The following is an 11,676-nucleotide window of genomic DNA, read 5'->3' as shown; positions in this document are numbered from 1 at the left end:
GGCTGCTCAACCCGAGCAACCTCTCCGGCTACACCAAGTCGGTCGTCACCAACTCGGTCAACGCGGGCGCTCCCTACAACACCGAGATCGGCGCCGGAGGCGACGGGCGCTCCGACGAACGCGGCGGCGACGTTGCCGGTGCCGCCCTTGTGGGCGAGCCAGGTGGAGAAGGTCAGGTCCTTCTTGCCGACGAGGCCGGCGGTGGGGATCTCGAGGTAGGGGGCGGCCGCGGCGGATCCGCCGGGGAGGCTGATGAGCCCGTTGCGGAACTGGGCTCCGGAGCCGCGCAGCGTCGCGCTGTAGCCGTTGCCGCTGGTGTCGGCGACCGTGGTGCCGGTGGGGGCGGTGTCGAACGTGTAGTGGAGGAGCGGGGTCTCGGTGGCTCCGAAGGCGGAGCTGGGGACCGTGGCGCCGAGCAGCGCCGTGGCGGCGACGGTCGCGACCGCCAGAGCGGTCCTCACCGCCGATCGTGATCGTCTCATGCAGATGGCCCTCGTGATCGGGTGCGGCGTCGAGGCACGATCCGCAGGGCCGCGGAGGTGTGCGTCTTCGCACGGTATGTGAACGTGAACATCCTAGATCGCGGGGCCGGATCCTGACCAGACCCCGGGAGAGGTCTGCGGGCTCGCGCAGAACGCCGGCCGGACGCGCGGTTCCGCGCCTCTCGACCGAGGGGCACTGCTCTCCGCCGACGTTCTGCCGGAGCCGGCCGGGTGGCACGATGTCCGCATGGCCTCCGATCGCCCCGTCCTGCTCGTCGTCGACGTCGCCGACGGCGGCCGCGAGGATCCCGAGTTCGAGATCGAGCTGCAGCTGCTGACCGCGAGCGTCGTCTCGGCCGCCACCGCCGCGGGCTTCGTGGTCGACCGCGTCCCTGCCGAGCAGGCCGGCGCCGCCGAGCTCGAGCGTCGGCTCGCCGCCGCCGACGCCGTCGTGGTCACCGGAGGGGAGGACGTCGACCCGTCCCTCTACGGCGGCCGGCCCGACGACCCGCACCGAGGCCAGTCCTTCCCCGCGGCCGACCGCGCGCAGATCGCGCTCGTCCGCCGTGCCGTCGAGACGCGGACCCCGCTGGTCGGGATCTGCCGCGGGATGCAGCTGGTCAACGTCGCTCTCGGCGGCGACCTCGTGCAGCACCTGCCCGGCGCCGGTCACGTCGGCCGGTCGGTCCCCGGCGAGCACCTGTCGGGGATGGTCGACCACCGCGTGGCGCTCGAGCCGGGCAGCGCCCTCGCTCGCATCCTCGGCGCCGCCGAGCTCGACGTCCGCAGCTCCCACCACCAGGCTGTCGACCGTCCCGGCGAGGGCCTCGTCGTGGTCGGCCGCGCCGACGACGGCACCGTCGAGGCCCTTGAGCACGAGTCCGCGCCGCTCTGGTGCGTGCAGTGGCACCCGGAGGACGCGGGCTCGCGAGGCACCGTGCTCACGGACCTGCTCGAGGCGGCGCTCGCCGCGACCGCTACTTGATCGACCCGCGCATCACTCCGCTGACCACCCAGCGCTGCGCGAAGAGGTACACGATCAGCAGCGGAGCCATCGCCATCAGGTAGGACGCGAAGGCGACGGTGTAGTTCGTGTTGAACTGCCCCTGGAAGACGTACTCGGCCAGCGGCAGGGTGCGGGCGGACGGTTCCGAGAGCACCACGAGCGGCAGGATGAAGTCGTTCCACGCCCACACGCAGGTCAGGATCCCGACGGTCGCGTTCATCGGGCCGAGCAGCGGGAAGATCACCTGCCAGTAGGTCCGCCAGGTCGAGGCGCCGTCGGTGCGCGCCGCCTCCTCGAGCTCGATGGGGATCGAGCGGATGAAGGCCGTGTAGATGAATGTGTTGATCGAGAGCCCGAACACGGCGTAGAGCAGGATCAGCCCGGCCTGGTTGTCCAGGCCCAGCAGGGCCGTCTCCTTCACCACCGGCAGCATGATGATCGGGAACGGCACGAAGACCGCGGCGAGCAGGTAGAAGTAGACGCCCTTGAAGAACGGCCTGTGCATGTTCCGGGCGACCGCGTAGGCGACCATCGAGTTCGAGAACAGCGTCAGCACGACGGCTCCGACCGTGATCAGCGCGGTGTTCACGAAGGCCTGGGGGAAGCGGGTCGCCGTCCACGCCTCGGCGAAGTTGCCCCACGAGATCGAGGTCGGCAGCTCGAACCCTGTGCCGCCGAGCTGGTCGGGCGTCTTCAGCGCGGTCACGACGGCGAAGTAGAGCGGCAGGAGGATCGTCAGCGAGCAGACCGCGATGAGCGAGGTCGCCCACCAGTTGATCCGGTAGGTGTCGCGGGAGGGCCGGCGCCGCCCCTCGGGCTCGCCGAGGGCGATCGCGGTCGTGGGGGTGATGGTCGATGTCATCAGAACGACGCCTCTCTGCGGCTGAGGACTCGGAACTGGATCAGCGAGACCACGATGATGATGAGGAAGTAGAGGACGGCGTTGGCCGTCTGATAGGCGTACTCGCCGCCCTGGAAGCCGCCGCGGTAGATCAGCAGCGTGATCGACTCCGTCGAGGTGCCGGGACCGCCGTTGGTGAGGGCGATGATGTGGTCGAACACCTGGAGGAAGTTCTTCATCGAGATGACCATGTTGATCGTGAAGAAGGAGGCGATCAGCGGGAACGTGATCGAGGTGAACTGCCGCCACCTCCCCGCTCCGTCGAGCGAGGTCGCCTCGTAGAGCTCGCCCGGGATGGTCTGGAGTCCGGCGAGGTAGATGATGATCGAGAAGGCCGAGGCCTGCCAGACCGCCAGCACCACGATCGCCACCCACGCCCAGTCGGCGTTCGCGAGGATGTTCTCGCCGATCACCGGGATCGCGCCGAGGATCTGCGGCAGCGAGTTCGCGAAGAGGTACTGGAACACGTAGCCGATGACCAGGGTCGAGAGCACGTAGGGGATGAAGTAGATCCCGCGGAACGCCGTCTGGAACTTGATCCGCGCGTTGAGGGCGACGGCGATGGCGAGCGAGATCACGTTCACCAGCACGGTCGCCACGATCGCGAAGCCGAAGGTGAACCCGTAGGCCTTCCAGACGCGGTCGTCCTGGAGGAGCGCGAGGTAGTTCGAGGCGCCGATCAGGTCCCAGGAGCCGTAGCCCGCGTAGTCCGTGAAGCTGAAGAAGATTCCGGTGAGGACCGGGACCGTGTGGAGCACGAAGAAGAGCAGGACGGCGGGGACCGTCATCCAGTAGAAGGTCTTCGAGGTGCGCCCGATGGTGCGCTTGCGGCGCGCGGGCGGCGGAGGAGTGGTCGCCACCGCCTGCGCGGCGGCCGTCGTGGTCGTGGTCATGGGGTCACTTCCTGGTCGTGCGTGCCGCGACTTTGCGCCACTCACTGTCGAGGGTCCGGAGCGCCGCGTCGGCGTCCCCGCTGGCGAGGAACGCCTGGAGCGTGGGGTTGAGCGGGATGCTCGCGGGGATCTGGTGGTCGACGAAGCCGATCAGCCGTCCCTGCTCGAAGTAGGGCTGCAGCTCGGCCAGCGTGGGGTCCGAGTTGGGTGCGGCGCCGACCAGCGGCGAGAAGGCGGCCTGGCTCTCAACGTACGGCTCGACGACTCCGGGGGTCAGCAGGAAGCCGACGAAGCGGCGGGCCGCGTCGAGCTTCGGAGTGCCGCGGCCGATGGCGACGGCCACGTCGACGCCCGAGGTGACCCGCGTGTCCGCGGGGTCTTCGAGCACCGGGTAGGGGAAGACGCCGAGATCGATGTCGGGGTTGTTCGTGCGCACCGGGTTGATCGCCCAGATGCCCTGCGGGTACATGGCCGCCTCGCCCGCGGCGAAGGCCTGGTTGCCGTCGTCGTAGCCGCGGCCGAACGAGCCCTCCTGCGTGTACGAGAAGAGCTGCCCGAGCCGCTCCATCGTCGTCGCGTAGTCCTTCGAGAACGAGACGGGGGAGTCGGGGCCGAGCGCCGCTCCCTCCTCGCGCATCGCGTCGAAGAAGCCGTCCGGCTGCAGCTGCCCGCCGAGCGCGTTGAAGGCGGGGGCGCCGGTCCAGTTGTCGAGCAGGGCGCCGTAGAAGGGAGTGATCCCGGCGGCGGTGAGCGTCTCGCAGACGGCGATCAGCTCGTCCCAGGTGGTCGGCACCTCGATCCCGTTCTCGGCGAAGATCGTGCGGTTGTAGAGGATCCCGTCCGCGTTGTTCGCGAAGGCGAGCGCGTTCACCTCCTTCCCCTCGAAGCTGCCGAGGGCGGCGAGGATGTCGAGGGCCGCCGGGTTCACCCGCTCGACCAGCTCGTCGCCGGTGAAGTCGTGGAACACGCCGGCCTTCGCGAGGTCGGCGTAGTAGCCGCTGCCGTTCAGGGTCAGCACGTCCGGCACCTTGTCCTTGACGAGCAGAGTGCGGATGGCCGTGTCGGGGTCGGGCACGTTGTTGGCGATGACCCGGATGTCCGGGTTGGCCGCCTCGAACTCGCGGATGATCCGCGCGAAGTCCTCCACCGCCTCCGCCTTGAACTGGAAGAAGTCGAGCGTGGTCACTCCGTCGCCGGCGCCGGGGGAGGCGCAGGAGGCGAGGGCCGCGGCGGACGCCGCGGCGAGCGGCACCGAGAGGAACAGCCGCCGGGAGAACCCGGGGGGATGCGGATGAGCGGACATGCGGCGCCTCCTTGCGCGTGGGGACAGGTCTCAGGGCGCGCTCGACCGCGGAGGGCGGTGCGAGAGCAGGTGCGGCGGCGGGGGAGCGGGTCGGCTCCGGAGTCGGGAGGGCGGGTCAGAGGGCGGTGAGCACGAGCACGATGAGCTGCTCCGGATCGAGGACGGGGGCCTGGAGCCCGACAGTGCCCAGTACGCGGCCGCGGAGCGCGGTCCCGTGCTCGGCCCAGCCGAGCGGCGACTGCCCGGGGCCGCCGAGCGGCGACGTGACCGGGGCGAGCGCTACGGAGTAGGTGCGCTCCGGGTCCAGGCCCGGGAGCGTGATCCGTCCGGGCGGGTAGGTCTCGCCGGTGCGCAGCTGGGTGAAGGTGAAGAGGGCGGCGGAGCGGTCGGCGGCGACGACTCCGGAGAGCGAGGCGGCGTCGTCGGCGAGGTCGGCGCGCACGACCGTCCCGGTGTGCAGCAGCGCCCGGTGCTCGCGGTGGAAGGCGACCCAGGCGGTCAGCTCCTCCTCGACGGCGGGGGCGAGATCCGAGACGTCCCACTCGATGCCGAGGTGGCCGGGCAGCGCGGTGCCGGCGCGGAAGGCGAGCGAGTGGGTGCGCCGCGTCGAGTGCGACCGCGGCCCTCCGATGTGCTGCCCCATCAGCTCGGGCGGCACCACCAGCTGGGTGAAGGGCTGGATGGTCTGCCGCTCGAGCGGGTCGATGCAGTCGCTCGTCCAGATGCGATCGGTGCGGGCGAGGATCCCGAGGTCGACGCGGGCGCCCCCGGAGGCGCACGACTCGATCTCGACGCCGGGATGCCGGGAGCGCAGCTCGTCGAGCAGGCGGTAGAGCGCGAGCACGTTCTCGTGGACGGCGGAGCGACCGGTGGCGGGCGAGACCGCCTCGATCACGTCGCGGTTGTGGTCCCACTTGAGGTACGCGATCGGATACTCGATCAGCAGCGCGTCGAGGGCGTCGAGCACGTGCTCGAACGCGCCGCGCTGCGAGAGGTCGAGCACCTGCTGCTGCCGCCCCGAGGCCGGGAGGTGGCCGGCCGGGCCGAGGATCCACTCCGGATGCGCGCGGGCCAGGTCGGAGTCGGGGCTGATCATCTCGGGCTCCACCCAGAGGCCGAACTGCATGCCCAGGCCGGTGACGACGTCCGTCAGCGGAGTGAGGCCCTCCGGCCAGACCGAAGGGTCGACGGTCCAGTCGCCGAGCGCCGCGGTGTCGTCGCGGCGGCCGAGGAACCAGCCGTCGTCGAGCACGAAGCGCTCGACCCCGATCCGCGCGGCCCGCTCGGCGAGGGCGGTGAGGCGAGCGAGGTCGTGGTCGAAGTAGACGGCCTCCCAGGTGTTCAGGGTGACGGGCCTCGGAGCGACGGGGTGCTGCGGGCGGGCGCGGAGCGACGCGTGGAACCGGGCCTGCAGAGCGCTGAGCCCGTCGCCCCAGGAGCCGTAGGCGACCGGGGTCTCGTAGCTCTCGCCCTGCGCGAGCTCGATCTCGGCGGGCCGCAGCAGCTCGCCGGCCGCGAGGAGCGAGACGCCCTCGACGGTGCGCTCGGCGCGGAGCGAGCTGTCGCCGCTCCAGCCCAGGTGGACGCCGTGCACGAGCCCGCGCTCCCAGCCGAAGCCGGGCGTGCCCGCGGCGAGGAGGAGGGTCGCGTCGGCGCCGGGGCGGCCGCGGCGGGTGCGGCGGGTGTGCTCGCCGATGGTCAGCGGGCGGCGCTGCGGGTGGCGCTCGCGGAGGTGGTGCCCGGTGGTGTCGAGGATCTCGCGCGCGGTCGCGGGGAGCGGGAAGCCGAGCTCGAAGCGCTCGAGGCGGAACGGGCGGGCGTCGAGGTTCTCGACCCGGGCGCGCTGGGTGAGCAGGCCGGCCGCATCGACCTCGAGGTCCACGGTCAGCCGGACGCCCGCGCCCGTGGCGACGGTCCGGAGGGCGGAGCCGAGCGCCTCGATGCTCTCGACCTCGAACCGCTCCGACGCGGACGCGCGCTCGTGGGTGCCCTCGAAGGTGGGGGCGTGCTGCCAGCCGTCGGCCTCGACGGCGACGAGGCCGAACGGCGCGAAGGCGTCGAGCCCGCCCGAGACGCGCTGGGGGAGGGCGGCGTCTGCCAGGGCGGATAGTTCGGCGGCGGAAAGATCTCCGAGCGCGGCGCCCCAGTGCGCGATGGTGGGGAAGGTGACGAGGCGGGCGTCGACGACGACGCTGGTGCCCCCGTCCTGCAAGTGGAAGAGGCGCGATTCCCGGCCGGAGAGGGTCACGGAGTCGTTCGTGGGGGCGATGCTGCGGTGCATGGCTTATTTCTAGAGCAGAAGTAATAGGGGTGTCAAGAGCGGCGAGAGTGACCGGATCCGTTCCTGGAGCGGCGCACTGCCGGTAGCTTTCTACCAGGCCGGAAAGAAGGAGCCCCGTGACCGACACCATCGTCGCCGAGGACGCCTCCGGGAGCTCCTCCGAGCTCCTGGCGCGCGAGGTCCTGATCCACGGTCCCGTCTCGCGGGCCGAGCTCGGCCGCCGCCTCGGCCTCTCGCCCGCCAGCCTGACCCGGCTCGCGCGCCCGTTCCTCGACGGCGGCCTGGTCGTCGAGGGCCCCGAGCAGAGCACCGGAGTCGGCCGCCCCGCCCGGCCGCTCGACATCCGCGCCGACGCGCTGAGCTTCGCGGGCGTGAAGATCACCGGCACCGAGGTCCTCGCCGTCCGCACCGACCTGCGTGCACGCACCGAGCGGGAGCTGGTCCGCCCGCTGCCGGGCACGGAGCCCGCCGACGTGATCGCCGCGATCGTCTCGGTCGTCGACGAGCTCGGCGGCCCCTCCGCCTTCGCCGGACTGGGCGTGACGCTCGGCGGGAGCATCGCCGCCGACGGCCGGGTGAGCCGCGCGCCGTTCCTCGGCTGGCGCGACGTCGACCTCGCCGCTCCGCTCTCCGCCGCCCTCGGGCTGCCGGTCGCCCTCGAGAACGACGTGGTCGCGCTCACGGGCGCCGAGCACTGGTTCGGGCGCGGCCGCGGCATCCCGCACTTCGCGGTGCTCACGGTCGGCGCGGGCGTCGGCTACGGACTGGTGGTGCACGACCGGGTGGTCGCGCCCCCGGAGGCGGGGCTCGGCCTGGGCGGCCACTACCCGCTGGATCCCACCGGCCCCGTCTGCGAGGCCGGCCACCGCGGCTGCTCGACCGCGATGCTCAGCCTGCCCTCGCTCCTCCGCCAGCTTTTCGTCGCCACCGGCCGCGAGCTGACCCTGGCCGAGGCCTTCGCCGCCGCTCGCGCGGGCGACCCCGGTGCCGAGCGCATCCTCGCCGACTCCGGCACGGCGCTCGGGACGATGATCGCCGCGATCGGCAACCTCTCGATGTCCGGCACGGTGATCCTGGCCGGGGAGGGTGTCGCCCTCTACACGGAGCAGGCCGCGGTGGTGGACGCCGCGATCGCGGCCACGCGCGACCCGGACGCTCCGCCCCTGGCTCTGCTCGTCGACGACGGCGGGCTCGTGGAGTGGGCGCGCGGCGCGGCGGCCGTCGCGATCCAGCGGCTGCTGCCGCGGATCGCGCTCGGGACGCTGGGGTAGCGGGGCTCCGCGGCGCGCGGGTGCTCGGGGTGCCGGGTCTCCGCGCCCAGTGGGCCGTCGGCACGCTCGCCCGGCGGGTCTCAGCGCCGCGGAGGCTCGGGATGTCGGCCCGGCGGGTGTCCGCTCCGGGCGGGTACCGGGACGCCGGCCTCGCGGGCTAGACGCCGAGCGCCGAGCCGGGCAGGTCGCTCTGCAGGCCGTCGACGATCCGGCCGAACGCCGCGATCGCCTGGTCGTCGCCGAGACGGCCGGAGTCGACTCCTCCGGCGATGCGCAGGACCTCGGCCCGGCGCTCCGCCCGCTCCACCGCGTCGAGCCCGGAGGCCCCGATCGCTGCGGATGCGCGCACTCGCGCGACGATCGTGCCGACGTGCCATCTGCCGCGTGCCATCTGTCTCCTCCTGAAGTCCCCGACCTTCTTCGGAGCGGACGCACACCCGGATGGGTGCGCGTCCCCGCGTCCTCACCCCCGTCGCTCCGGCGATGCGTCGCGAACGGTCGTCATCCGGCCGCCGTGGCGACCGTTCGTGACGCATCGATCGAGCCGGGGAGGCGGAGCGCCCGCTCGCGGAGAGGGGTCCGGGGCGCCAGACTGACGGCGAGCGGAGGGAGGCACGATGCGACGCCTCCGCGCCCTCGCCGCCGCGCTGCTCCTCCTGCCCGCCCTCGCGGCCTGCGCGCCGGGAGGCGCGACAGGCGTCCCGAGCGGCACCGAGGCGGCCGCCGTGGCTCCGACCACCGCCACCCCGGCTCAGGCCACTCCGACTCAGGCCGCCCCCGACCCGGCCCGCTCCTCCGCCCCGTCCGCCCCGGCTCCCGGGGTCACCGTCTCCGTCCAGCAGAACCGCTCCGACATCGCCGGCGGCACCATGGCCTTCGAGGTCCACAACGGCAGCGGCGCCCCGATCGAGGTCACCGCGGCCCGCCTCGTGGACCCGCGCCTCGCCGTCCCGCTCACCTGGACCGGCGGCACGGGCGTCCCCGACGGGACCTCGCGCGACCTCCGCGTCGATTTGCCCGAGCCCGCCTGCCCGGTCGCGGAAGCGCCCGCTGCGCTCGAGGTCGTCCTCGCCATCGACGGCCACGGCGAGCACGCGTACCCCGCCGACGACCCGTTCTCGTTCGTCGACGCTCTCGCCCGGTCCGGCTGCTTCGCCCGCACCGTCGACGCCGACCTCGCCCTGCGGATCGACACGTCCGGAGGCGCCGCGCACGAGCCGGCGCGCCTCACCATCACCGCCGACGTCCGGGGCACCCCCCTCGTGCTCCGCAGCGTCGACGCCACGATCCTGCTGCAGCCGCCCGACGCCGCCGACGCCTGGACCCTCGACCGCTCCGTGCCCGCCGGGACCCTCGACTCCGTGGTCCTGGACGCCGTCCCCACCCGCTGTGACACCCACGCGCTCGCCGAGGACAAGGTCGGCACGCGCCTGCCGGTCACCGTCGAGACCGCGGGCCGGCAGGGCACCGTCGTCGTCGCCGCGACCCTCGAGCAGAAGGGCGAGCTCTACGCGTTCATCACCGCGTACTGCGCGTTCTGAGCGGGGGGTGGCGGGCGATCCGGGGACGCGGACGTCGGCGCCGCGGACGCGTCTCGCCGTCCACCTCGGCCGTCACTCGCCGCCGCTCGCCCGCATCGGCAGGTTGCGCCGTCGGCCGCGCCGAGCCGGTCCCGCCCGCCGTGGGACGAGCCCGGCCTGCCCCGCCCGCCGTGGGACGAGCCCGGCTTGCGCCGCCCGGTGGCTCGGCTCAGCCCGCTCGACTCAGCTCAGCCCGGTTCAGCCAGCGCCCCGCTCCGCTGTGCGCGCCCCAGCCGCGCCCGTCCGCTTCACGCCGGCGCCGTGCTCAGCGCCTGCAGCCCCGTCACCCGCAGCAGGTCGAGCCGCGCCTCGTCCTCGCTGCCCGGCGCCACCGTGTAGACGACGATCCGCAGGTCGGTGCCCGGAGCCGTGAGCACGTCGCAGTCGATCGTGATCGGTCCGACGGGCGTCCGCGTCACTGTCTTCCGGCTCGCGCGGTGCTCGGCGATGAGCGCCTCCGCCCAGCGCCGCTCGAACTCGGGCGACTCCTCCCGCAGCCGGGCGACGAGGGCGGCGAGCGCCGGATCGCGCGGGTAGCGCCCGGTCGCCGTGCGCAGGTCGGCCGCGAGGTCGCTCGCGAAGTCCTCCTCGTGCTGCGCGTCGAACTCGGTGCCCGCGTGTCCGGAGGTGAAGTGCCGCCAGACGAGGTTCCGCTCCAGCCCGGTGTACACCGAGGGGTCGCCGTTCAAGGCGGCCCAGAGCGGGTTCCACAGCAGGATGTCGTGGGCCGCCGTGAACACCGCGAGCGGCACGTCGCCCAGGCGGTCGACGATCCGCTGCACGCCCGGGCTCACGTGCTGCGGCACGACGCCCGGCGAGGGGACGGCGGCGCCGGCGACCCGTTAGAGGTGGTCGCGCTCGCTGTCCGTGAGCCGGAGCGCCACCGCGAGAGAGCGGAGCATCGACGGCGACGGGTTCCGTGCGCGTCCCTGCTCGAGCCGCACGAGGTAGTCGACGCTCACGCCCGAGAGCGCCGCCAGCTCCTCGCGGCGCAGGCCCGTGGCGCGGCGGCTCGAGCCCGCGGGCAGGCCGACGTCGGCGGGACGGATGCGGTCGCGCCACGAGCGCAGCACCGTGGCGAACTCCTCCATGCCGCCCATCCTCCTCCGCCCGCCGTCGCCGAGCCAGGTACTGCCGGTCCCCCCGTCGAGCGCGGCCTGGCCGAGGCCTGACCACCCGCGCAGGATGGGCGCATGACCACGACACTCATCACCGGAGCGAACCGCTCCCTCGGCCTCGAGACCGCCCGCCGACTCCTCGAGGCGGGCCACACCGTCTACGCCGGCATGCGCGACACCGCCGACGGCGACGCCGCCCGCGCGCTCGGCGCCCACCCCGTCCGCCTCGACGTCACCGATCAGGCGAGCGTCGACTCCGCGATCGCCTCCCTGCCCGGGCTCGACGTGCTCGTCAACAACGCCGGCGTGCTCGGCACCTCGTTCGGCGTCGACGACCTCACCCCGGAGGCGATGGCGGGCGTCCTCGAGACGAACGTCGTCGGCATCGTCCGCGTCACACAGGCCGCGCTCCCGCTGCTGCGGGCCTCCGCGGCCCCGGTCGTCGTGAACGTGGCGTCCGGAGTCGGCTGGCCGCGCTGGCTGAGCACCGAGGGCCACGACGAGTTCCCCGTCACCGCGATCCCGTACGCGGCATCGAAGGCGGCGGTCGTCGCGCTCACCGTGCAGTACGCGAAGAACCTGCCGGCGATGCGGATCAACGCGAGCGACCCCGGCTACACCGCGACCGACTTCAACGGGCACGGCGGGCACCAGACCGTCACCGAGGGCACGGACGCGACCGTCGCGCTCGCCCTGCTCGGCTCCGACGGGCCGACGGGCGAGTTCCACGACCGGCGCGGGCGCATCGAGTACTGAGCGGCGGGGAGGGCGGGCGCGGCTACCGCCAGCTCCGGAGCGAGCTGCGCCGCCTGCCCGCGCTGCCGGTGCGGGAGCTGCGCGA

At 73.3% G+C, this 11,676-nt stretch carries 12 protein-coding genes; 4 read left to right on the top strand and 8 right to left on the bottom strand.

Translation table 11 applies throughout. From position 1 onward, the window contains the following. Positions 1–461: hypothetical protein (locus tag C5D04_RS16490; RefSeq protein ID WP_219813175.1), on the bottom strand; the 461-nt coding region annotated here is incomplete at its 3' end. 268 nt (positions 462–729) lie between these two features. Here C5D04_RS16490 and C5D04_RS16485 point away from each other — a divergent pair. Then, a complete protein-coding gene (locus tag C5D04_RS16485; RefSeq protein ID WP_104255231.1) occupies positions 730–1,467 on the top strand; it encodes a gamma-glutamyl-gamma-aminobutyrate hydrolase family protein in 738 nt (245 codons plus the stop codon). Here the strand turns inward: C5D04_RS16485 and C5D04_RS16480 are convergent. The 4 genes from C5D04_RS16480 to C5D04_RS16465 form a co-directional block, all read right to left on the bottom strand. Next, positions 1,460–2,350 carry a carbohydrate ABC transporter permease gene (locus C5D04_RS16480; protein ID WP_374954393.1) on the bottom strand — a complete coding sequence of 297 codons (891 nt, stop codon included), beginning with the start codon at positions 2,348–2,350 and terminating at the stop codon, positions 1,460–1,462. The genes C5D04_RS16485 and C5D04_RS16480 overlap by 8 nt on opposite strands. Continuing rightward, on the bottom strand, positions 2,350–3,282 hold the full coding sequence (locus tag C5D04_RS16475) for a carbohydrate ABC transporter permease (RefSeq protein WP_104225874.1): 933 nt from the start codon (positions 3,280–3,282) through the stop codon (positions 2,350–2,352). The genes C5D04_RS16480 and C5D04_RS16475 overlap by 1 nt, the downstream gene beginning before the upstream one ends. 4 nt (positions 3,283–3,286) lie before the next feature. Then, positions 3,287–4,585 (bottom strand): ABC transporter substrate-binding protein, encoded by a 1,299-nt coding sequence (locus C5D04_RS16470; protein WP_104348046.1) that lies wholly within the window; start codon positions 4,583–4,585, stop codon positions 3,287–3,289. Positions 4,586–4,700: 115 nt separating this feature from the next. After that, on the bottom strand, positions 4,701–6,866 hold the full coding sequence (locus C5D04_RS16465; protein ID WP_104348045.1) for an alpha-galactosidase: 2,166 nt from the start codon (positions 6,864–6,866) through the stop codon (positions 4,701–4,703). A gap of 116 nt (positions 6,867–6,982) precedes the next feature. Between C5D04_RS16465 and C5D04_RS16460 the strand changes: the two genes are divergently transcribed. Next, positions 6,983–8,137: an ROK family transcriptional regulator gene (locus C5D04_RS16460; RefSeq protein WP_104348044.1), complete on the top strand. Its 1,155-nt coding sequence runs from the start codon at positions 6,983–6,985 to the stop codon at positions 8,135–8,137. Between the two features lie 157 nt (positions 8,138–8,294). Here the strand turns inward: C5D04_RS16460 and C5D04_RS16455 are convergent, their stop codons facing one another. Further along, the gene (locus C5D04_RS16455; RefSeq protein ID WP_104232900.1) at positions 8,295–8,528 is read right to left on the bottom strand and encodes a hypothetical protein; all 234 of its coding nucleotides are present in this window, start codon (positions 8,526–8,528) and stop codon (positions 8,295–8,297) included. Positions 8,529–8,754: 226 nt separating this feature from the next. Here C5D04_RS16455 and C5D04_RS16450 point away from each other — a divergent pair, with 226 nt between their 5' ends. After that, positions 8,755–9,678: a hypothetical protein gene (locus tag C5D04_RS16450; RefSeq protein ID WP_104348043.1), complete on the top strand. Its 924-nt coding sequence runs from the start codon at positions 8,755–8,757 to the stop codon at positions 9,676–9,678. Between the two features lie 287 nt (positions 9,679–9,965). Here the strand turns inward: C5D04_RS16450 and C5D04_RS16445 are convergent, their stop codons facing one another. Beyond that, positions 9,966–10,523, bottom strand: coding sequence for a hypothetical protein (locus tag C5D04_RS16445; RefSeq protein ID WP_258068956.1), 558 nt, complete (start codon positions 10,521–10,523; stop codon positions 9,966–9,968). Between the two features lie 36 nt (positions 10,524–10,559). Further along, positions 10,560–10,808: a helix-turn-helix transcriptional regulator gene (locus C5D04_RS18755; protein WP_258068955.1), complete on the bottom strand. Its 249-nt coding sequence runs from the start codon at positions 10,806–10,808 to the stop codon at positions 10,560–10,562. 102 nt (positions 10,809–10,910) lie between these two features. Here C5D04_RS18755 and C5D04_RS16440 point away from each other — a divergent pair, with 102 nt between their 5' ends. Continuing rightward, positions 10,911–11,591, top strand: a complete 681-nt coding sequence (locus C5D04_RS16440; protein WP_104227483.1) for an SDR family NAD(P)-dependent oxidoreductase — start codon at positions 10,911–10,913, stop codon at positions 11,589–11,591. Positions 11,592–11,676: the final 85 nt, after the last annotated feature.

Source organism: Rathayibacter sp. AY1D2 (assembly GCF_002932695.1).
Taxonomy (GTDB): domain Bacteria; phylum Actinomycetota; class Actinomycetes; order Actinomycetales; family Microbacteriaceae; genus Rathayibacter.
Note: the sequence above shows the minus strand (reverse complement) of the source record. Positions and strands in the feature narration are given on the sequence as shown.

Bases quoted from the DNA above. Each gene is read 5' to 3' on its own strand.
- C5D04_RS16485 (WP_104255231.1), top strand. From the start codon at position 730: ATGGCCTCCGATCGCCCCGTCCTGCTCGTCGTCGACGTCGCCGACGGC.
- C5D04_RS16480 (WP_374954393.1), bottom strand. From the start codon at position 2,350: ATGACATCGACCATCACCCCCACGACCGCGATCGCCCTCGGCGAGCCC.
- C5D04_RS16475 (WP_104225874.1), bottom strand. From the start codon at position 3,282: ATGACCACGACCACGACGGCCGCCGCGCAGGCGGTGGCGACCACTCCT.
- C5D04_RS16470 (WP_104348046.1), bottom strand. From the start codon at position 4,585: ATGTCCGCTCATCCGCATCCCCCCGGGTTCTCCCGGCGGCTGTTCCTC.
- C5D04_RS16465 (WP_104348045.1), bottom strand. From the start codon at position 6,866: ATGCACCGCAGCATCGCCCCCACGAACGACTCCGTGACCCTCTCCGGC.
- C5D04_RS16455 (WP_104232900.1), bottom strand. From the start codon at position 8,528: ATGGCACGCGGCAGATGGCACGTCGGCACGATCGTCGCGCGAGTGCGC.
- C5D04_RS16450 (WP_104348043.1), top strand. From the start codon at position 8,755: ATGCGACGCCTCCGCGCCCTCGCCGCCGCGCTGCTCCTCCTGCCCGCC.
- C5D04_RS18755 (WP_258068955.1), bottom strand. From the start codon at position 10,808: ATGGAGGAGTTCGCCACGGTGCTGCGCTCGTGGCGCGACCGCATCCGT.
- C5D04_RS16440 (WP_104227483.1), top strand. From the start codon at position 10,911: ATGACCACGACACTCATCACCGGAGCGAACCGCTCCCTCGGCCTCGAG.